Consider the following 21666-nt stretch of genomic DNA (forward strand, 5'->3'; position numbering starts at 1 on the left):
TCTTCATTACATAAAGTATATTGAATGAAATTGTGAATACAATTTTTCTATCTTGTCATTCAATTTTGATCCAAAAAATATTGAAAGTGTCAAGGAATACTTTAAATCAATACTTAAGAACATCAGACCTGTTTGTTTTATTTTTCCTTATTCCTTTGCTCACTATAGCTCAGGAACAAAAAACTAAACCAAATATCATTTACATCTATGCTGATGATCTCGGTTACGGAGAATTGGGCAGCTATGGTCAAACAAAAATAAAAACCCCCAACCTTGACCGTATGGCCAGGGAGGGAATGCGTTTTACGCAGCACTATAGCGGAGCACCGGTCTGTGCCCCATCCAGAAGTATATTAATGACGGGTAAACACTCAGGACACTCCTACATCAGAGGAAATTATGAAATGGGTGGTTTCGCTGATAGTCTGGAGGGCGGGCAGATGCCCCTGCATGAAGGCGCATATACAATAGCCAGAATGCTCAAAGAAAGAGGCTACCATACCGGGCTTGTCGGGAAATGGGGAATGGGGGTAACCGGAACCACCGGTAGTCCGCTGAATCATGGCTTCGATTATTATTACGGGGTTTTAGATCAGAAACAGGCTCACAATTTCTATCCTACCCACCTCTGGGAAAACGACAAATGGGATGCATTGAACAATCATATATTCAGTGTTCATGGAAAAATTGATCCTAAGACTGCAACAGATGCAGATTTTGAAAAGTTCAGAGGCAAAGATTATGCACCTGCAAAATTCACTCAGAAGGCATTGACCTTTATTGATAAGAACAGTAAACAACCTTTCTTTTTATATCTGCCCTATACCCTGCCGCATCTGGCTTTGCAGGCTCCTGAAGAGACTGTCAGGAAATATGTCGGCCAGTTTGATGAAAAGCCCTATTATGGCGAAAATGGTTATGCTCCAAATAAATATCCACTCTCAACCTATGCTGCAATGATCAGCTATCTGGATGATCAGGTAGGAATCATTATGGACAGGATAAAAAAACTCGGACTTGATGAAAATACGATCATCATGTTTTCAAGTGATAACGGTGCAACTTTTTCGGCGGGGGTAGACACAAAATTTTTTAACAGCGTTGCAGGCTTACGAGGATTAAAGATGGATTTATATGAAGGCGGAATACGGGTACCTTTCATCGCCCGATGGCCAAATCATATCAAAGCAAATACTGTGAGTGATCATGTTTCTATTCAATATGATATAATGCCCACCCTTGCTGAGTTGACTGGCTCAAAAATTAAGCTAACAGATGGAAAATCATTAGTTCCGGAGTTATTGGGTAAGAAAACAGAGCAGAAAAAACATGAATTCCTTTATTTTGAGTACCCTGAAAACGGAGGGCAATTGGCTGTCAGAATCGGAAACTGGAAAGGGGTAAAACGAAATGTGAGAAAAAACCCAAAAGGTCCATGGGAGCTTTTTAATCTTGGCAGCGACCAGTATGAGCACAATGATCTTGCAGCTAAACATCCTGAAATCATTGAAAAAATGAATGCTATTGTAAAACGGGAACATATTCACCCCCATATCCTCGACTGGGAATTCATTGACCCAAAGATTATCAAAAACTAAGCCTATCGGACCTGATTTTTAATACTAAGACATGAAGTATCGCTTTTTAATTTTATTACTGATTCTGACTGCAGAATCATTCGCACAGAAGCCAAATATAATTCTCATTTATGCCGATGATCTGGGTTACGGTGATCTGAGTTGCTATGGTGCTAGAGCTATAAAAACACCTAATATTGACAAATTAGCCAAACAAGGTACACGGTTCACAAGGGCTTATAGTACTTCTGCAACCTGTACTCCATCCCGGTATTCATTGCTTACCGGCCGTTATGCATTTCGTAGGAATGATACAGGGATAGCCCCTGGAAATGCTTCTGCATTAATTAAAGGCGGGCAGCAGAGTGTAGCTTCTGTTTTCGGTAAAGCAGGTTATCAATCGGCAGTTGTAGGTAAATGGCATCTGGGTCTTGGTGGTCCCGAAGGCCCTAACTGGAATGGTAAGATATCTAACGGACCACTGGATATAGGATTCAATTATGCATTTTTAATCCCCGCAACCGGCGACCGGGTGCCTTGTGTTTATGTTGAAAATGATCGTGTAGTAAATCTTGATCCAAAAGATCCGATTGAGGTTAATTATGTAAATAAAATAGGTCAGTGGCCAACAGGGAAAGATAATCCTGAACTTTTAAGAATGAAACATTCTGACGGGCATGATAACACCATAATCAACGGAGTAGGTCGTATAGGTTACATGACTGGTGGAACCAGTGCTCTGTGGAAGGATGAAGATATTGCCCAGCGAATTACCGACAAAGCCAAAGAATTTATTTCAAAGAACAGCCAAAACCCATTCTTCCTTTTTTTCTCTACTCATGACATTCATGTTCCGAGAGTCCCTAATTCCCGATTTTTGGGCAAAAGTGGTCTTGGAAACAGGGGCGATGCTATTTTGCAGTTCGATGATTCAGTTGGGCAGCTTATGAAATTACTTGATTCGCTTAAATTGAGTTCAAACACTATGGTTATTTTAACAAGTGATAACGGACCTGTTGTTGATGATGGATACCATGATGGTTCGAAAGAGAATATTGGAAAACATAAGCCTGCAGCAGGCTTAAGAGGAGGCAAATACAGTGCTTTTGAAGCTGGAACACGGGTACCATTCATCGTCAGGCATCCATCAGTAAAAGCAGACGAAGTCTCCGGAGCTTTGGTATCTCAGGTTGACTTTCTGGCAACAATGGCCGGTTTAACGAATCAAAAATATGATGTAGCTTCAGCTTCAGACAGTCAGAATCAGCTTAAAACCTGGCTGGGTACCGATAGTAAGGGAAGAACTCATGTTATCGAGCAGTCGGGCACCTTAAGTATCGTACAAGGCAACTGGAAGTATATCAAACCGAATAAAGGCCCTGCTTACAATCCTAAAATCGATATCGAATATGGTAACGATGAATCAGAACAACTATACGATCTTAGCAGAGATCCCTCTGAAAGATATAATCTTGCAACTTCTGTTCCTGCAAAATTAGGCGAATTGAAAAATCTATTACAAAACGAGTTGTTAAAGAAATAAGGAATCGATCTTATTTGAAAAGGAATATTTTCTGCCAAATTGATAAATGATTACTGTCGTAAGAGAAAATTAATTTTCCCAATAGGAAATTTTACACCACATCGCTTTGACAGAATTTAATTGCTGAAAATCTGTAATTTATATTCATTATAAACTGTTTAATTCTCATATTTAACTGTATTGATATAAAATAACAGATATATGCTGCCCCAGGAAAAAGATGATGACAGTGATAAGCGTTTTCATAAAACTGCCCAAATAACTAACCAGATCAATATTGACATCCCCAGGATCAAAAATTTTCTATACTTCGCTTTCCTGATACAATTATTATTCAATCTTTCAGTAGTCCTTTTAACTGAAGCAGGCCATACCAAATTTTACGGCTTTAAAAAGTTCTTCTTTGATGATGAGGAAAGCGTACCCACATACTTTTCAGCAATTAACTTGCTATTTGCAGGAATTTTATTAGCCATAATTACAAATTTTAAGTCAAAGTTAAATGATCCCTTTAAGATGCAATGGAAGGTGCTTTCAATAATTTTTGTACTCTTATCGATTGATGAAATTGCAGGCTTTCACGAAATGACCATAGACCCCCTGGTACTGGCTTATCAGCTTAACGGTTACATGAGGTTCCCCTGGGTTATTTTGGGAGTAATTTTCATGGCCGGTTTTTCCCTGTACTACTTTCAATTTTTAAAAGCCTTGCCTAAACCTTATATCAAAGGTTTCTTTTGCTCATGCCTGATTTTTTTAAGTGGCTCCATTGGTCTGGAAACTTTAAGTGCCAAAATATTTATCAGTCTGGAGCAAAGTCCTAAAGATTTGATGTATAATTTAGTGACTACCCTGGAAGAAAGTTGTGAAATGATAGGAATAATCATGTTCATTAACGTCCTGCTTTCATACCTAAAGTCAATGAATATTCCTATTAACTTCTATTTTAAGTAAAGTGAATAGCTGTAAATTATTTTAAAGAATTAGAATTCTCCAAAAAAAACTGATCACTAAAGTTCACCAGAAATAGTTCCTTATTAGAGCGGGTAACACCGGTATACAACCATCTTAAAAATTCAGTGTTCAGCATCTCATCTGTAAGATATCCCTGATCAATAAAAACGGCAGGCCATTGTCCACCCTGAGCTTTATGGCATGTGACAGCAAATGCAAATTTTATCTGGAGGGCATTGTAGTATGGATCCTTTTTCAGTTCCTCCATTCTGAATTTTTTGTTTTCGATATGCATATAATCTTGCAATACTGCTTCATAAAAGCGTTTATTGTCGGCATTTGAAAGACTTGGTGTTTCAGAATACAGGGTATCCAGCATCACTTTACAGCTTAAAGGCTCCTCCTCAGGATAATCAAGCAATTCAATGACAAGTTCAGCAAAGCGGAAGCCATATTGCTCTTCAATTCTTCTCACCTTCCTTATTCTGGCAATATCTCCGTTCGCAATAAAATCACCACTATTATCTTCCGGTTTCAACCAGAAATAATTATTCCGAACGACCATAATATGGTCGCCGCCGCTTAATTCCTCTTCCCTGTACAAAATGCGGTTACGGATGTTTTGATTGTAAGCATTTGCATTTTTATTGGAGCGGCAAATCACAATCGTATTTTCCATTCCATACTTATCATAAGCATAATTCAGGCCTTCAACAAGTCGCTCACCGGTCATTCTGAAAATATCCCTGTATCCCCTGATCTTAAATTTGGGAAAGACCTCTTCTCCTTTTCTTACCAACTCACGGAGCTGGGTTGCATTAAACAATATTCCGGATTCCTTTTCCTGACGAACTACATCAGTCAGTTCATAAGTAAAGACTTTCAATCGAAACTGATCGGAAACGAATTGCTCATTCAATGCCGGACTTATTGCCGAACCTACAGGCGGCAATTGTGCGGTATCCCCAACTAACATCAGTTTACAGTTCTTACCATTGTAAACATAAGAGATCAGATCCTGCAAAAGGCTTTGGCGACTGTAATCATGCACCTGGTCTGATATCATAGATGCCTCATCAACGATAAACAAGGTATTCTCCATGATATTATCACCCAGTACGAAATTCATTTCCGGACTTACAGCAACTTTCTTCCTGTATATCTTCTTATGAATGGTAAATGCTTTTCTACCTGAATAATTACTGATTACTTTAGCTGCCCGGCCGGTTGGTGCGAGTAAAACTGATTTTAACTTCATTTTAGGAAGCACCTTAACCAGTGCACTGATCAGGGTAGTTTTACCTGTACCGGCATATCCTTTCAGAATAAAGCATTCATCTTCGGTAACTGAGCTGAGAAATTTCTCCAGCATAACAAAGACCTCCCTCTGCTGGGAGGTGGGTATATTACCAAAATTTTGCCCGATAAGATCCCGGATATACATTCCCGCAAATTGCAAATAATGAATCTATTTTCCCCAGAAAGCATGAAATGGATTGAAAATAATTGATGAGGTAAATCTGCAGATTGTGTAAAATATTGCAGAGAAACTATATTTTTGTTGTTGATGATCAAATTACTACACTTAGTCGATAACAGCTTACAATCTCAAACAGCAGCAAAGTGCGATCTTTTGATCCATATAGGTATTGGAAAACTACAATACGCCATTATTGATAAGGTAAGGGATGAACTTAAAGCTCTTGCAGAATATGAATTGCCTGAGATTAGTAATCTGGCTGACCTGATGCTTGCGTTTGAAAGACTTCCTGAAACCAAACGGGAATTTACATACCCTTTCAGCAAGATCCGGATTTCTTTCGACTCCTATAAGTTCACGTTCATCCCTGAAGAATTGTATGAAAATGAGAATGAACAGGAATATGCAAAATTCATCAATCCTTCTGCATCAGATCTGATTCTAACGAACAGGATCAGAACTGCAAAAATCAGGAACATTTTCGCCATAGATTCAAATTTCAATAACGCTTTAAATCATATTTTTCATAAACCGCGAATTTACAGCCAGGCAAGTTCATTTATTGAAGGTATTAAGAAAACCAACCCCGACAGAAATGGCATCTGCTTATTCATCGATTTTCATGGCGATCATATCCAGATTGCTTGTTTAAAAAAATCTGAACTTGTAGTGTACAATATACTCGAATGTATCAATGCAGATGAATTTAACTACTATCTGCTAAATACAATTGATTCCTTAGATCTTGACTCAACAAACACAAAAGTGATGATTTCAGGAGATGTGACATCCGGGAATAATGAATACTATCAGAGGATTATAAAATATTTTAAAGCACCGGAGTTTGCCGATAGCAGATTAATTGTTAATCAACCGGAATTGTTTAAAAATGTAAGTCCTCATACCTATTTCTCATTAATTAGTCTGGACGAATGCGAATAATAGGCGGGAAATTAAAAGGCCTGCGTTTAAACCCTCCTGCGAAATTACCTGTCAGACCCACAACTGATGTTGCAAAAGAGGCCTTGTTTAATATTCTTTTTAACCAGTTTGATTTTGAAAAGATCCGGGTTTTAGATCTTTTTAGCGGAACCGGAAATATTTCAATGGAATTTGCATCAAGAGGAGTCCCCGATATCTGCTCGGTCGACCGCGACTATGGCTGCTATAATTACCTTAAAACATTGGTGAAACAATACGATCTTCAGGCTATAAAACCGTTCAAGGCTGATGTATTCAAATTTCTGGAATCTGAAACAGAAAAATATGATCTCATATTTGCTGATCCACCCTATGACCTCCCGCAGATTAATATAATTGCATCAAAAATCTTTGATCATAAGCTCTTAAAACCTGATGGATATCTGATTATTGAACATCCCAGCATGAAAAAACTGGATAATCACCCAAATTATATTGAACAACGTAAGTATGGTTCATCTTCATTCAGCTTTTTCAGGTAAAAGCGAGGTGAAAATGAAGATTGATTATATTCAATTATGCTTAACTTTAATCCAAACACAATAAGCAATTTCTGAATAAATACAGATTATTTTAATTAATCGATCCGCCCAGGGCGGAAAAACAAAAACCCTATGAAGATCGCACTTTTTCCAGGCTCATTTGACCCGGTTACAAAAGCCCACGTCGATATACTAAAACGTTCTTTACCCCTTTTTGATAAAGTTATTATCGGTATTGGCTTAAACAGTACTAAAGCCCCATACCTTGGCATCGACATCAGAAAAGCAATGCTCAGAGCGGTATTTGCGAATGAGCCTAAAGTTGAAGTTCAAACCTATGAAGGACTGACAGTTGAATTTTGCAAAAAGATCAATGCCACATACATGATCAGAGGCATCCGAACCGTTTCAGATTTTGAATATGAAAAGGCGATCGCACAAATGAATCATGCGCTGGTACCTGAAATTGAAAGTATCTTTATCGTCAGTAAACCGGGGTATTCATCCATAAGTTCGACAATCGTTCGTGACATAATGAGGAATAATGGGGATGTGAGGCAGTTTATACCTCAGGAGGCTTTTGATTTAATTAACCCGAATTCGATAAAGAAAGGGTAAAATAATACCATTATAATTGGTCAGATAAGGTTCCGGAGCCAAAATAGTTTAATTTTTGAAACCAATACCTGTGTGTTATAGGCTGGCTCAGCCCTTTCCTCCGGAGTATTTCCGGCAAGAAGTCCCGTTCTGTTTCAAATTACGAATAGCCGGAAGATACCTCCTCCGGCAAGGTTTATTTTACCCGGAGCTGTTTTTCATTGGTACGGGCAGCCTGGCATTGCTGCTGCACGCGCAATGTCGTTATTTAAGGATTACAACCCTGAAGCCAGAACCTCTTACCCCATTACCTCAATGACATTGGCTGCGCGCGTGTCGCGTGTTCCAGAAATTAAATGAAGAAGCACGCGCTTGCCTTGGCACAACCGAAGAGAAACAGACCCTGCTTTCTAAAAAAGAGAAAATTATACAATCTAATATAGCCCGGCAGGATTTTATACCAATCTCACCTTAATTAACTCCCTAAAATCAGAACTCAGCATTCAGTAAATCCCTGATCAAAGGATAAGTATTCTGCCTGATCATCATAAAATCACCAGGAGCCAGCCATCGCACATCCGTGATCCCTTCTTCAAGCTGAGGGATTAACACCTTCTGATTAACAGCGCTCATCCGGTACCAGGAGGTTTTCTTTAATATCTGTTCTTTGTTCATTTCATAAATATGATAGGTATTACAGATCTTATCTCCAAGGCTGTCGATATGAATCCCACACTCTTCTTCCACCTCCCTGACTGCCGCTGCTTTAGCTGTTTCCCCGCTATCCAGCTTTCCTTTTGGCAAATCCCATTTACCATTTCTGAAAATAAACAGATAGTGATTTTCTTCATTACTTACAAGTCCACCTGCAGCCCTAATCAATTTCATTGACTGCTTAATTTTCTTGAAATGCGACTTAAATTTTTTACTTAAAAGGAGAAATATTTTAGGGCTGTTAAGCTCTCTGACCTGTTCATAAAACCTGAAAAAATTAAACTCTGAAACTTTAAGTTCCTGATAGTCTTGAATATCAGAAGGTTGAGAATCTGTAATGATTAAAGCTACTTCGTTGATATAAATTTTATAAATTTGAGCCATGATTAATAAGAGTGAGATTGAACAAAAAGTAGCTGAATTTTTGCTACAAATTAAAGCAATTAAATTACAACCCAACAATCCATTTACATGGGCTTCAGGTTGGAAATCCCCTATTTACTGCGACAATCGCATTACTTTATCACATCCGTCTATCCGTACCTATATCCGGCAAAAACTTTCTTCTTTGATTCAGGAAGAATTTGGTTCTGTTTCTGTAATCGCCGGAGTGGCAACTGCGGGTATTCCCCAGGGGGTTCTTGTAGCACAGGAACTGGGGCTGCCATTCATTTATGTGAGGGCAAAAGCCAAAGAGCACGGAAGAGGGAATCTGATTGAAGGTGAATTTTCGCCAGGCCAAAGGGTCGTTGTTGTTGAAGACCTGATTTCGACCGGGAACAGCAGTTTACAGGCTGTTCATGCACTTCGGGAAGCCGGTTGCGAAGTTGCAGGATTGGTTGGGATTTTTAACTATGGTTTTGATGCTGCAGATGAAAACTTCAAGAAAGCAAAATGCCGCTTCTTAACACTTTCAAATTATAATGCCTTGATCAATTATGCTGCTGAGCACAGTTTTGTATCAGCAGAAGATCTGAAATTATTAAGAGCATGGCGTGAAGATCCTCAAAACTGGGGGAATACCTTAGTAAGCTAAAACCGATCATATGACGAACATTGAGAGCACAGTAACTATTGAAAAACCTGTTAATGAAGTTTTCGACTTCCTTGCCGACCTGAACAACCATCAGCAGCTGATGCCCGAGAATATTTACAACTGGTCGTCAACAAAAGATGAGGCCCGTTTTACCATACAAAATATGGCAAAACTGGCTCTAAAGGTCTCTTCCATTACAAAAGACAAAGAAATTGTTGTCAAGCCTTCAGAAGCTGCACCATTCGAGCTGGAGTTAAAATGGACCCTCAATGATCTTGGAGATGGAAAGACAGAAGCCATATACACCATTTCTGCAGATCTGAATATGATGATGAAAATGATTGTTTCCGGTCCGCTTCAAAAACTCGTAGATCATGAAGCAGCTCAGCTTAAAGCTGTTTTGTCAAAATAGACAAATTTAATTTTTTCCCCTGTTATGCTGTTTAGCAAAACAGATTCCTTTATCCTGCCTTTCTGATTGCATTTCACCAGGACAATGTATCAGGTTAAATTGTTAATTTACAGACATTTAGTCAGCATGATTTAAATCTTGCTGACAAAATTTCAGTTCGCCTAAGGATATCTCAAGATGGCAATTAATTTGAGAGTATATTGATACTATGAATCTAAACAACTTCACCATCAAAGCACAGGAGGCAATTCAGAAAGCTTCCGAAATAGCAGGCGGCAATCAGCAGCAGGCTATAGAAACTGCACACATACTGAAAGGATTATTAAGTGTTGATGAGAATGTGATCAGCTACCTTCTGAAAAAACTAAATGTCAATATTAACAGGATTTCTGAAGTTCTTGACGCTCAGATCCAAAGCTTCCCAAAAGTCAGCGGGTCTGAGATCTACCTTTCTTCAGGAGCCAATTCGGCACTGCAAAAGGCCGTATCTTATTTAAAAGAATTTAAAGATGAATTTGTTTCTGTAGAGCATGTCCTTTTGGGATTGCTTGAAACAGGCGATAAGGTTAGCTCAATTCTAAAAGATGCAGGAGTTAACCAAAAAGATCTTAAGAAAGCTATTCTGGAGCTTCGGGGCAATACAAGAGTGACCGATCAGAATGCAGAAGCCACCTATAATGCTCTGAATAAATATGCCCGCAATCTGAATGAATATGCTGAATCTGGCAAGCTCGATCCGGTAATTGGACGTGACGAAGAGATCAGAAGGGTTATTCAAATCCTTTCACGTCGCACAAAGAACAACCCAATACTAATCGGAGAGCCGGGAGTTGGTAAAACTGCCATTGCAGAGGGTATTGCTTTTAGAGTTATACAGGGTGATGTACCAGAAAATCTGAAGACTAAAACGGTTTTCTCTTTGGATATGGGTGCCCTGATTGCAGGAGCAAAATATAAAGGTGAGTTTGAAGAACGTCTCAAAGCAGTAATCAAGGAAGTAACACAGAGCGATGGCGAGATCATTCTATTTATTGATGAGATTCACACCCTGGTAGGTGCCGGAGGTGGAGAAGGTGCAATGGACGCTGCAAATATTCTTAAGCCGGCTTTGGCGCGCGGAGAATTACGTGCGATCGGAGCAACTACGCTGAACGAATACCAGAAATATTTCGAGAAAGACAAAGCATTAGAGCGTCGCTTCCAAAAAGTAATGGTTGATGAACCAAGTACTCAGGATGCAATCTCTATCCTGAGAGGCTTAAAAGAAAGGTACGAAACCCACCATAAGGTAAGGATCAAAGACGAAGCTATTATTGCCGCAGTAGAATTATCGCAACGTTATATTTCAGACCGTTTCCTGCCCGACAAAGCAATCGACCTGATGGACGAGGCTGCATCAAAACTGCGCTTAGAAATGGATTCGGTGCCTGAAGCAGTCGATGAACTGGATCGCAAGATTATGCAGTTAGAAATTGAACGCGAGGCTATTAAAAGAGAGAATGACGAAAAAAAAGTAAAAGAACTTTCTGAAGAGATCGCTAACCTTTCAAGCGAACGTGATTCGCTCAAGGCACGCTGGAAGGCCGAAAAAGACCTTGTTGATGAGATCAATAATCAGGGAGAACAAATAGAAAGCTTTAAACTGGAAGCAGATCAGGCCGAACGTGCCGGAGATTACGGCAAGGTAGCTGAATTGAGATATGGCAAGATTAAAGAAGCTCAGGACAAGGTTGAGCAATTGAAGCAACAACTGGCCGAAACTCAGGTTGATAACCGGATGCTGAAAGAAGAGGTAACCTCAGAAGATATAGCTGGAGTTGTTTCACGCTGGACAGGTGTACCGGTTACCAAAATGATCCAGAGCGAGCGTGAAAAGCTGCTTCATATGGAAGTCGAACTCCATAAACGTGTTGCCGGTCAGGATGAAGCTATTGAAGCTATTTCAGACGCTATTCGTCGCTCACGGGCCGGATTACAGGATAAAAGGAAGCCAATTGGCTCATTCATTTTCCTCGGAACAACAGGTGTTGGAAAAACCGAGCTTGCCAAAGCACTGGCAGATTATCTGTTCAATGATGAGCATGCGATGATCCGGATTGATATGAGTGAATACCAGGAGCGCCATGCAGTTTCAAGACTGATTGGTGCGCCTCCGGGATATGTTGGATATGATGAAGGTGGTCAGCTAACAGAAGCAGTAAGAAGAAAACCTTACTCTGTGATTCTGCTTGATGAAATAGAAAAGGCGCATCCGGATGTATTTAATATCCTATTACAGGTATTGGATGATGGAAGATTGACAGATAATAAAGGACGTTTGGTTGATTTCAAAAATACGATCATCATAATGACCTCTAATATTGGATCTCACCTGATACAGGATAATTTTAAAGATCTGAACGAAATAAACAGGGATGAAGTGATAGCCAAAACAAAGACTGAACTGTTTGAGTTATTAAAACAAACCATCAGACCTGAGTTTTTAAACCGGATCGATGAACTGATTATGTTTACTCCACTTAACCGGAACGAACTCAGGGATATTGTAACACTTCAGTTCAAAGGTGTACAAAGCACATTAGCTGAAATGGGCATTGAAATTGAAGCTTCTGAAGAAGCACTCGACTGGCTGGCGCAGTTAGGATATGATCCGCAATTTGGAGCACGTCCATTGAAAAGAGTCATTCAGAAGAGAATATTGAATGAATTATCAAAAGAGATTCTTTCGGGAAAAATAGATAAAGACAGCAGAATCAAGCTGGATGTATTTGACAATCATTTTGTATTTCTGAATGCAGATAAAGCCTGATCCTGAATTTTTAATGAAAAAAGCCGTGCAGATCTGAATCTGCACGGCTTTCTTGTTAGGATGTAATATCCGATTTGTAATGAAGTAAAAGTTTATGCAAGTCTTACATTAACTGCGCTTAAGCCTTTTTTACCTTCTTCAACATCGAACTCTACTTTATCATTTTGTCTTATATCCTGTTTAAGTCCGCTTACGTGAACAAAAATTTCTTTGCCATCCTCTTGGGTAATAAATCCGAATCCTTTGGACTCGTTGAAAAATTTTACTGTACCGGTTTCCATTAATGAATAGTTTAGTTGTTTAATTTGTTAAGTGTTATTGCAAATTACTTATTTATTTGCAATAAATAAATATATAAAAAACAAAATTAAATTCAACTAATTTAATTTTTCATATTCAGAATAAAAACACTCAAAAAATATCGATCTTAATTCTCTTTTAAACACTTATTCACAATATCTACCAATATTTTCTCCTTTTCAAAGAATTCAGCCAATAATTTAAACTGATTTCTTGTCCTATCGAGGTTTTGCTCAGGGTAAGAGATGGGATAATAAATACTTCCATTCAAATAATCGCTTAAAAACCTGATTGCCTGCATGTAAATCAGGTATTTTCCGGAAAACAGGATCAAATCCTTTTCAACTTCTGTCAAAATAGAACCCATTTCGTGCAAATAACCTTTAATAATAGCCTCAAAGTATTCAATACGAATAAATATCTTATCAGTATCCGGCTCATTTTCTGAGAAGGCACAAAGGTAGGTCCTCATCATATCACCCAGGTCCGAAATAAATTTTCCCTGCATCATCGTATCCAGATCGATGACACAAATACCTTTCATAGTATCCTTATCAAACAGCATGTTGCTGATTTTGGTATCATGATGCATCGCCCGGTTGGGAAAATCACTTGAATTCTTAAATGAATTAAAATAGTCGAGAATAAAGGAATAGTGTTTGGCCTTCTGAATTTCAGGTCCAGCCTTTTGTTTTAGCGATTCAGTAGTATTCTCAAGTGATTCGGCAAATTGCCGGTAGCGCAAGCCAAGGTCGTGAAAACCTGGTATCGTTTCATTCAGCTGAGCAGCATCAAAATCAGCGAGTAACCTGTTTAACCTCCCAAACTGCATCGCAGCCTCATAGGCCTGATCCGGATCACTCAGTGTATCGAATGAAACCGAATTCTTGATAAAATCAGTCAGCCTCCAGTAGATCTCGCCAACAAAAGCCATTTCACTGCCATCCCGGGTTGGTATGGCACCCACGAAAAGATAATCAGGATTATGTTTTTTCAGATAATCTGAAAGCAACTTTACATTGGCCGCAATAATTTCAGGTTCCTTAAATACATTTCTGTTAATACTTTGTAAGATGTATTGTTCTGAACTATTCAGTATGCTAATAAGCCAGGTTGAATTGATATGACCCGTTCCAAAAGGCTTAAAACTGACCTGATCAGCTTGAAATCCGTATTCATTTAGAACTTGTTCGATGAGTTGTTTGTCCATTATTGATTAAAACGATATTTTTTAATTAATATTCAGAGGATGGCTTATTTAAAACCAGCGACTTATACTTTGCATAAAAGTAAATAAATGAAAAGACTGTCAGAGCTAGTCCGGCTACCGATAGCCCTATGACACTATTTGAAAAGAAGGTCACCCAATTAAGCTGAACCTTAAAGATCTCTTTACTGAGCATTACCCCGACACTTCCAACATATCCGAAAGAATCAGCAAGATAGATTAGAAAACCTACGTTCCCGGTATGTTTAAAACTAGCTATCATACGTTCAAAAAACACAGAATTAAACGGAATATAGACCATATACAAGCCAAGTCCAACGAGAGTCATCCACCAAACAGGTGCCATCGCCCCGCTGATAAAAAGGAAGGAACATACTCCTGCCAATACAAAACCAATACCGATGAAAATATGGGAAAGCATAAAGGCTTTAAAACTATCCTTAATCATAACCATACTTCCGATCAGCACAAGAATAATTATAGTTATTGGCATTTCTGTCCTGGCAAAAAGATCAGGTTTATCAAAAAAGCCCATTTCCTTCCACATTTCAGCACTGAAATTATCCCGCATATCCCTGAAAATAGTTGCGAAGGTATAGATCAGAATACAGGCTGCAAGTCCTGGAAAAAACATCCTGACAAACTTTTTCCGGTCGGCAGCTAACATTGGAACCCTGTTCATCCGGTAAGCAATATCTTCATCATCTGGTGACGGGATTTTCTCAATGAGGTAAACAAACAGCAGTAATGGGGCTGCAAATACCAATCCGGTATAAAAAGGAACCCAAAATTCTGTGATATTAAAGTTCAGCATTAACCAGGCCCCAACTGTTTTGACAAAACCGGAAGCAAAAATGAAGCTTACAGCCAGGGTGGCACCTATAAAATCAGTACTCCTTCTACCTTCAACATAGGAGAAAACAACTCCCCATAACATCCCTAAAGGAAAGCCATTTATGAACAGAAAAAGAATATTGTATGGAGCAGGTACCAGGGCAAAAAACAACCAGCTAAGCCAGGCAATAAGCGTCAGAATGAGAATAATTCTTCCACGGCCATGTCGTTTTAATTCAGATATATACTTAATTCCATAGAACTTTGCGAGCATATAGCCTAACATCTGGGAGATCACCAGTATAGTTTTATAACTATACCCGGCGATTGTCATCCCATCGAAAGTCGCAACAGTAAAAGATTTCCGGAACCCAAAAACCATCGTATAGGTCAGAAAAACGGTAATGGCTGCATACAAACCTATCTGAAGGGAATTACCCTTAATATGTGCGGGTTTAAATAAACTCATTCAATCTCCGGGCTATCAATTGGATTTCATAAAGGCAGGAAGGTAATAAAACCTTTGACAATGCAAAAATCCGATCATCGAATTTTCTGATCATGCAAATATTATTGAGGAACTGCTTAGCCTGAAAATGATTAAAAATTTCCAATTCAGGATGAATTGTATAACTTCAATTTAGCATTTATACCCCAAAACATGAAACTGAGATCCTTAAAGCTGTTATTTCTATTATTTCCTATTATCAATCCTGTGCTAGGACAGGAAAAACCACTTCATATTATAATGATTGGAGCCCATCCGGACGATTGTGACATCAAATCAGGCGGAACTGCTGCTCTTTTTGTCGCGATGGGACATAAGGTTAAATTTCTATCGGTCACAAATGGGGATGCAGGCCATATGAAAGAAGGTGGCGGAATGCTCGCCCAAAGGAGATTGGAAGAAACAAAAGAAGTATCCAGAAGATTAGGAGTTACTTATGAAGTATTGGATAATCATGATGGCGAATTACTGCCTACTTTAGGTATTCGCATGGAGGTCATCAAGCGGATCAGGGAATGGAATGCAGATGTGGTAATTGCACCCAGATCCAACGATTACCATCCTGACCATCGTTATACCGGAATATTAGTACAGGATGCCGCATTTATGGTTGGGGTTCCAAATATTGCCCCGGATACCCCTCCCCTGAGGAAGAACCCGGTATTCCTGTATTTCCAGGATAATTTCAAAAAACCGAACCTCTTTCAACCGGATATTGCGGTGGATATTACAAGTGTAATTGACAAGAAAGTTTATAGTCTGGATTCACATCAGTCACAATTTTATGAATGGCTTCCATGGATTGGAAACTATGAAGATCAGGTTCCAAAAGGAAAAGCAGAACGACTGGAGTGGTTAAAGAGATTAAGGGGAAGCGGCATTAACCCGGCGGTTAAAAGCAGTCTCGAAAAATGGTATGGACCAGCAAAAGCAGCGCAGGTAAGCTTTGCCGAATCATTTGAAATCTGTGAATATGGCAGCCGTCCAAGCGATGAGGACATCAAAAGATTATTCCCGATGTTAGGAAAATAAACTTTGACTGGTATTACTCTGGTTTCGGACCACGTTTGTAGATAATCAGTCCGTTGAGAAAATTCCGAAGAATCTGATCGCCGCAAGGCTTAAAATTCTCATGCTCCTTATTCCGGAAAATCGCTCCTAATTCAGCTTTGGTAATTGAGAAATCTACCAACTTAAGTATGTCAACAATTTCCTGATCGTTTAGCTTAAGTGCTACCCGAAGCTTTTTCATAATGTCATTATTACTCATATCAATTATCTGGAAACTTCAATTTTGATTTTTTTGTTTTTAATCTTCTCCATTTTCAGCAGTCTTACAACCGCATCAATTTTATTTCGCTTTACAGCAGCATAGGATGAAAAATCCTGAACTTCGATCAAACCCAGCTCATCCTTATCCAATTTACCTTTTTTCATTAAAAGGCCAACAATATCAATCTTATTTATTTTATCCTTTCTGCCTGCTCCAAGGTACAAAGTCGCCCAATCCGTATTCGCCGGAAGGACATCCTTTTCTGGCAATGTCTCTACTTCTATTTTATCAGAAAGAAATGATGGATTTTCGCTTTCAGTAAGAATTACATAAGCTGTACCGCTTGAATGCATCCTTGCAGTGCGCCCGTTTCTATGCAGAAAGGCTTCTTCATTATGAGGCAGCTGATAGTGAATCACATAATCTATTTCAGGTATATCCAAACCCCTGGATGCGAGATCAGTAGTAATCAGTAATCGGTAACTGCCATTCCTGAATTTTAATAAGGCCTTTTCGCGATCTTCCTGTTCCATTCCCCCATGAAATACCCCATGATCAAGGCCCATATCCCAAAGCAAAGCACTTATCCTGTCGACCGCCTCCCTGTGATTACAAAAAACCAAGGCTGAGCCCTTCCCGATTTTGCAGATCAGGGAGAACAAGGTTTCCAGCTTATCGGCAGCTTCAGAAATCACTGATCTGATCTTTAGATTAGGGAGACTGTTATTATCTTTTAAGAAATTAACCTCTAGAGGCTTTACAAGTCCGGTAAATAAGGGAATACTTTCCATTTTGGTTGCAGAAGTCAGTATTCTTCTTTGGACATTTTTCAGACGGCTGATGATAAAGCTCATATCCTCTTCGAAACCGAATTCCAGTGCCTTATCAAATTCATCCAATACCAGTGTATGGATTTCATCCGGATTAAAATTCTCATGACGGATATGATATGCTATCCGGCCTGGAGTACCAATCAATACTGCCGGTGCCTGAGTCAAATTGTTCTTCTCAGTCCTTACCGGATGCCCGCCATAAAAACAATTGACCTTAAATCCGGTCATCATTGCTTTAAAAACCTGTTCGATTTGCACTGCTAATTCCCGGGATGGAACCAGAATCATTGCCTGTACCCCCTGCTTTGAATCATCAAGGCGCTTTAACAAAGGAATTAAGAAAGCAATAGTCTTTCCCGAGCCTGTAGGAGATAAAATAACCGTATCCTTATTGGCTGCAGCATCTATCGCAACGCGCTGCATCTCGTTCAGGGATGCAATTTTTAAATTCTTTAATACCTTTTCAATCATCTCGCTTTTCAAAATACAAAGGTAATGCAATTATCCTCAACCGACAGATTCATTCGCTATAGTTTATCCCAGCCCTTTAAGAATCAGCTTGAGGGAATTGGGCAAAAAAAAGCCGGCAAACTGCCACAAAATCACCCAGAAAAAAGCGGGATTTCCTGAATGAAAGGGGTATAAAATACAAACAGGAGGCCATTAGGTTATAAAACAGGGATAAAAGAGGGATCAAACAGGGATAAAACTCAGATAAAACTCGGATAGAACACAGCAAATAAGCGCCTTTTATCACTGTTTTATTCCTGTTTGATATGTTATTTTTTTGTGTTTATAAATATGATGGTAAAGAGCCTTTGAGAGCTAGGTAGTAAGCGCTCAAAATGAATCTGTATATGAATCGCCGGTAGGGCATTCATTGATTTTTAGGATCTTATAGGCCTCCTGACTGGGATCTTTTTATCGATGATTTCAGAGAGTGCGTTGGAAGCAGGGATAGCGATTATTTGATAGCAGATTAAATTTAATTGCTACTTCCTTGGTATTAAGCTCTTCAATTGAAATATAAATTTGATATTCTGTGTATAAGTCTATTTTTCTCTATTTTCGTGAATAAATTAATCAAAACACTCAAGCCTATTTATTTTCAAATGACGCACAAAAAATTAGCCCCATTTTATGTACTTATTCTAAGCATTTTCCTCAGTTCCTGCCAATCAAATTCGACAACATTGAAATCAGGCTCTGCAGATAGTTTAGCCGCGACTCAAAATAGTGAGGACAAGCTGGAAGAAGCCGAAGTACAACAAACAGGAGATAAAAAGGCCAATGCAGCAGAGATTCTCGCCCGACCTCAGGTGCCCATTTTGTGTTATCATCAGATAAGAAACTGGGTTTCAACCGACGGAAAAATGGGGAAAGATTACATTGTACCGATTGCAGAGTTCAAATCACAGATGAAAATGCTTGCTGATAGCGGCTATCAGGCTATATTACCGGATCAGCTTTATAATTATCTGGTTTATGGAGCCAAATTACCAAAGAAGCCAATCATGTTAACCTTTGATGATACCAAACTGGATCAGTATACAAATGCACTCCCGGAATTGAAGAAATACGGTTTTAAAGGCGTATTTTTTATCATGACCGTTTCTTTAGGTAAACCAAATTACATGAGCAAGGCCCAGGTTAAAGAACTTTCGGATGCCGGACACGTTATTGGTTCACATACCTATGACCACCAAAATGTGAAGAAATATCAGGGTGAAGACTGGGTAACTCAGATAGAGAAGCCCACAAAAACACTAAAGGAAATTACCGGAAAGGACGTGAAATATTTTGCTTATCCTTTCGGCTTGTGGAATAAGGAAGCCATCCCTGAATTAAAGAAAAGAGGATTCACTTCTGCATTCATTCTTGCAGAAAAAAGGGATGAAAATGATCCATTATTTACAATTCGAAGGATAATTGCAAGCGGATACTGGAATACCCGTACACTTCATAACAGCATTGTAAAAAGTTTTTAATTTTATGTTTAAAATCAAGCTAATCGATATATTTATAGATTATAAAAGATAAAAATCATGAAAAAACTATTTCTATTAACTCTGGTTACAGGACTATTTTTAAGTCTTGGTTCATCCGCACAGCAGGATAAAAGTAAAAGACCTAGTCCGCCTGCAAAAGTTTCAAAAACTATTGCTTCAGGGGCTGAAATTTCAGTTGATTACAGTCGCCCCTCCTTAAAAGGAAGAGCATTATCAGCCCTTGCCCCTGTTGGAAAAGTTTGGCGTACCGGAGCAAATGAGGCTACCGTGTTTGAAACAAGTAAGGATGTTAAAATTGAAGGTAAAACATTACCTGCCGGCAAATATGGTCTTTATACTATTCCGGGAGATCAGGAATGGACTATAATTTTTAATAAGAGCTGGAAGCAATGGGGAACCGTTTACAAAGATAGTGAAGACGCATTACGGGTAAATGTTAAGGCCGGAAAATCCTCAGAAAATATAGAAGTATTTGCTTTTGATATTGCTGACAACGGAAATGTATCTATGATGTGGGCCGATACTAAAGTAGTTTTTAAAGTTCGATAAAAAAGTTTCTTATATTAGAAGGGCTTATGTTTAATTACTTAAGTCCTTTTTTTATGTCTATTTATTTAGTTTGAGCTTATCCGGAAACTTATTATGAAGATTCTTTACTCCTTTACCTTGCTCTGTTTAGTTTCACTCATCTTACTATCTTCCTGTAAATCAGATAACAAACCCAATTCTAAGAAGAGAAGCACTGAATATCTTCAAAATGATTTCAAACCAGATGAATTTTATCCGGCCGGACAGGTTGAATTACAAATAAAATCAGATGGCTCGACCATGTATGGTTTTGCTTATACTGCCGATGGAAAAGGGCCACATCCAACAGTGGTTTTACTGCATGGATTACCGGGTAATGAACGAAGTCATGACCTTGCTCAAAACTTAAGGCGTGCAGGATATAACACCATTTATTTTAATTACCGTGGAGCATGGGGTAGTAAGGGCACATTCGGCTTTCAGAATGCAATTGACGATGCAAGTGCAGTTGTAGATTTTCTTACCGATAGCGTGAACAGAGAAAATTTACGGGTCGATACTTCAAAAATAGCATTTGCAGGCCACAGTATGGGGGCCGGAATAGCGCTTCTTGCAGGATTAAAAGATCCAAGGGTTAAATCAATTGTTGGAGTTTCGGTGTTTAACCCATACACCCTGTTACAGGGAGAGGGTGCAGAGGGTAACCTCATCGGACTCAAAGAGTACCTTTTAACCCTGGGTATGCTTAATTGTGAGCCAAACAAATTTTTAGATGATATCCTGGCCCAGCTTGATTCTTATGATATTGAAACACAAGTTTCCAAATCGAATAAGGCAATACTTGTTCTGGATGAACACCAGAACAATACCTATTTTTCAAAATTTAATCCAAGAAAAAATTTTGACTACAAGATCTGGAACACTGACCATGCTTTTACGAACAAACGTATTGCACTGGCTAAAGAAATTGTTAATTGGTTTGATGAAACAATGACAGATAAACCAAAGGCTAAGTGAAACCCGTTTATTGGATATCTTCTATTTTAAAAGTCTTACCATTAAAGTCAAACTCATACCCAATTTTCTGCCGCATTAATTTTGTCCCTATTGGCGAAGCTGCAGAAATAGCGAAATAGTTAACTCCCTCAACCTGCATCTGCCCGCGGCTGATTGCGATATAAAATTTACCGAAATTTGTAATAACCAGGCTTCCCGTCTGAACAATATCATAATGCTTTTGATGTTCAATCTGCTCCAGGCTTAACTTTTGTTTTTTAGCTTCTTCGAGTTGTTTCCTGTTTCTGTCTATTTCCTGCTGCATCATCTCCCGCCCTGTTTCATACTTATCACCGGCACTGCTCTTCGTATCATCATTGGATGATTCTATTGCAGCATTAATAGCCTGCTGAGCAGTATCAATGCAATCCTGAACATAATTCAGGCACTCTTTGTACAGTTCTTCTTTTATCGCAATCATTTGTGCAAAGGAGCATAATTTTTCAAGATTAACGAAGACGTTAGCACTAATCAGGGCTGATATTTATGAACAATTTATAGCAATTAAACAG

Annotated in this window: 21 protein-coding genes; 13 read left to right on the forward strand and 8 right to left on the reverse strand. The window is 38.8% G+C overall.

Annotated elements, in window-relative coordinates:
* The first annotated feature begins 86 nt into the window (after window positions 1-86).
* The 3 genes from VGE44_RS00510 to VGE44_RS00520 all read left to right on the forward strand — a co-directional run bounded on the left by VGE44_RS00510 (window position 87) and on the right by VGE44_RS00520 (window position 4074).
* Window positions 87-1598, forward strand: a complete 1512-nt coding sequence (locus tag VGE44_RS00510) for an arylsulfatase (RefSeq protein WP_331075814.1) — start codon at window positions 87-89, stop codon at window positions 1596-1598.
* A 31-nt stretch (window positions 1599-1629) separates the two neighbouring features.
* On the forward strand, window positions 1630-3120 hold the full coding sequence (locus tag VGE44_RS00515) for an arylsulfatase (protein WP_331075815.1): 1491 nt from the start codon (window positions 1630-1632) through the stop codon (window positions 3118-3120).
* A 201-nt stretch (window positions 3121-3321) separates the two neighbouring features.
* A complete protein-coding gene (locus VGE44_RS00520; protein WP_331075816.1) occupies window positions 3322-4074 on the forward strand; it encodes a hypothetical protein in 753 nt (250 codons plus the stop codon).
* 16 nt (window positions 4075-4090) lie between these two features.
* On the opposite strand, the gene VGE44_RS00525 is transcribed toward VGE44_RS00520, so the two are convergent.
* A complete protein-coding gene (locus tag VGE44_RS00525; protein ID WP_331075817.1) occupies window positions 4091-5518 on the reverse strand; it encodes an ATP-dependent DNA helicase in 1428 nt (475 codons plus the stop codon).
* Window positions 5519-5641: 123 nt separating this feature from the next.
* On the opposite strand from VGE44_RS00525, the gene VGE44_RS00530 reads away from it, so the two are divergent.
* The 3 genes from VGE44_RS00530 (at window position 5642) to coaD (ending at window position 7635) form a co-directional block, all read left to right on the forward strand.
* Window positions 5642-6496, forward strand: coding sequence for a DUF3822 family protein (locus VGE44_RS00530; RefSeq protein ID WP_331075818.1), 855 nt, complete (start codon window positions 5642-5644; stop codon window positions 6494-6496).
* On the forward strand, window positions 6487-7017 hold the full coding sequence (locus tag VGE44_RS00535) for an RsmD family RNA methyltransferase (protein ID WP_331075819.1): 531 nt from the start codon (window positions 6487-6489) through the stop codon (window positions 7015-7017). The genes VGE44_RS00530 and VGE44_RS00535 overlap by 10 nt, the downstream gene beginning before the upstream one ends.
* Before the next feature lie 132 nt (window positions 7018-7149).
* Window positions 7150-7635, forward strand: coding sequence for a pantetheine-phosphate adenylyltransferase (gene coaD, locus VGE44_RS00540; RefSeq protein WP_305363957.1), 486 nt, complete (start codon window positions 7150-7152; stop codon window positions 7633-7635).
* Window positions 7636-8103: 468 nt separating this feature from the next.
* Here coaD and VGE44_RS00545 read toward each other — a convergent pair whose 3' ends face one another.
* A complete protein-coding gene (locus VGE44_RS00545; RefSeq protein WP_331075820.1) occupies window positions 8104-8712 on the reverse strand; it encodes an NUDIX hydrolase in 609 nt (202 codons plus the stop codon).
* Here VGE44_RS00545 and pyrE point away from each other — a divergent pair.
* The 3 genes from pyrE (at window position 8711) to clpB (ending at window position 12585) form a co-directional block, all read left to right on the forward strand.
* Window positions 8711-9364: an orotate phosphoribosyltransferase gene (pyrE, locus tag VGE44_RS00550; RefSeq protein WP_331075821.1), complete on the forward strand. Its 654-nt coding sequence runs from the start codon at window positions 8711-8713 to the stop codon at window positions 9362-9364. The genes VGE44_RS00545 and pyrE overlap by 2 nt on opposite strands.
* A 10-nt stretch (window positions 9365-9374) precedes the next feature.
* On the forward strand, window positions 9375-9776 hold the full coding sequence (locus VGE44_RS00555) for an SRPBCC family protein (RefSeq protein ID WP_331075822.1): 402 nt from the start codon (window positions 9375-9377) through the stop codon (window positions 9774-9776).
* 208 nt (window positions 9777-9984) lie between these two features.
* Entirely contained in the window at window positions 9985-12585 is a 2601-nt protein-coding gene (gene clpB, locus VGE44_RS00560) for an ATP-dependent chaperone ClpB (RefSeq protein ID WP_331075823.1), read from the forward strand.
* 92 nt (window positions 12586-12677) lie between these two features.
* On the opposite strand, the gene VGE44_RS00565 is transcribed toward clpB, so the two are convergent.
* From VGE44_RS00565 to VGE44_RS00575, 3 genes are all read right to left on the reverse strand, one after another.
* Window positions 12678-12866 (reverse strand): cold-shock protein, encoded by a 189-nt coding sequence (locus VGE44_RS00565; RefSeq protein WP_305363964.1) that lies wholly within the window; start codon window positions 12864-12866, stop codon window positions 12678-12680.
* 146 nt (window positions 12867-13012) lie between these two features.
* Window positions 13013-14095 (reverse strand): phosphotransferase enzyme family protein, encoded by a 1083-nt coding sequence (locus VGE44_RS00570; RefSeq protein ID WP_331075824.1) that lies wholly within the window; start codon window positions 14093-14095, stop codon window positions 13013-13015.
* A 25-nt stretch (window positions 14096-14120) separates the two neighbouring features.
* Entirely contained in the window at window positions 14121-15416 is a 1296-nt protein-coding gene (locus tag VGE44_RS00575) for a DUF5690 family protein (protein ID WP_331075825.1), read from the reverse strand.
* 192 nt (window positions 15417-15608) lie between these two features.
* On the opposite strand from VGE44_RS00575, the gene VGE44_RS00580 reads away from it, so the two are divergent.
* Window positions 15609-16487: a PIG-L family deacetylase gene (locus VGE44_RS00580; protein ID WP_331075826.1), complete on the forward strand. Its 879-nt coding sequence runs from the start codon at window positions 15609-15611 to the stop codon at window positions 16485-16487.
* A gap of 13 nt (window positions 16488-16500) precedes the next feature.
* Here VGE44_RS00580 and VGE44_RS00585 read toward each other — a convergent pair whose 3' ends face one another.
* Together VGE44_RS00585 and VGE44_RS00590 are read right to left on the reverse strand one after the other, a co-directional pair.
* Window positions 16501-16707, reverse strand: coding sequence for a DUF1456 family protein (locus VGE44_RS00585; protein ID WP_305363968.1), 207 nt, complete (start codon window positions 16705-16707; stop codon window positions 16501-16503).
* A 23-nt stretch (window positions 16708-16730) separates the two neighbouring features.
* Window positions 16731-18032 carry a DEAD/DEAH box helicase gene (locus tag VGE44_RS00590; protein ID WP_331075827.1) on the reverse strand — a complete coding sequence of 434 codons (1302 nt, stop codon included), beginning with the start codon at window positions 18030-18032 and terminating at the stop codon, window positions 16731-16733.
* A gap of 641 nt (window positions 18033-18673) precedes the next feature.
* Here VGE44_RS00590 and VGE44_RS00595 point away from each other — a divergent pair.
* The 3 genes from VGE44_RS00595 (at window position 18674) to VGE44_RS00605 (ending at window position 21115) form a co-directional block, all read left to right on the forward strand.
* The gene (locus VGE44_RS00595) at window positions 18674-19549 is read left to right on the forward strand and encodes a polysaccharide deacetylase family protein (RefSeq protein WP_331075828.1); all 876 of its coding nucleotides are present in this window, start codon (window positions 18674-18676) and stop codon (window positions 19547-19549) included.
* Window positions 19550-19606: 57 nt separating this feature from the next.
* Window positions 19607-20119, forward strand: coding sequence for a DUF2911 domain-containing protein (locus VGE44_RS00600; RefSeq protein ID WP_331075829.1), 513 nt, complete (start codon window positions 19607-19609; stop codon window positions 20117-20119).
* Between the two features lie 93 nt (window positions 20120-20212).
* Entirely contained in the window at window positions 20213-21115 is a 903-nt protein-coding gene (locus VGE44_RS00605; RefSeq protein ID WP_331075830.1) for an alpha/beta hydrolase family protein, read from the forward strand.
* 7 nt (window positions 21116-21122) lie between these two features.
* Here the strand turns inward: VGE44_RS00605 and VGE44_RS00610 are convergent, their stop codons facing one another.
* Window positions 21123-21575: a 3-oxoacyl-ACP synthase gene (locus VGE44_RS00610; protein ID WP_331075831.1), complete on the reverse strand. Its 453-nt coding sequence runs from the start codon at window positions 21573-21575 to the stop codon at window positions 21123-21125.
* Between the last annotated feature and the right edge of the window lie 91 nt (window positions 21576-21666).

It is taken from the genome of Daejeonella sp. (assembly GCF_036405355.1).
GTDB lineage: Bacteria > Bacteroidota > Bacteroidia > Sphingobacteriales > Sphingobacteriaceae > Daejeonella.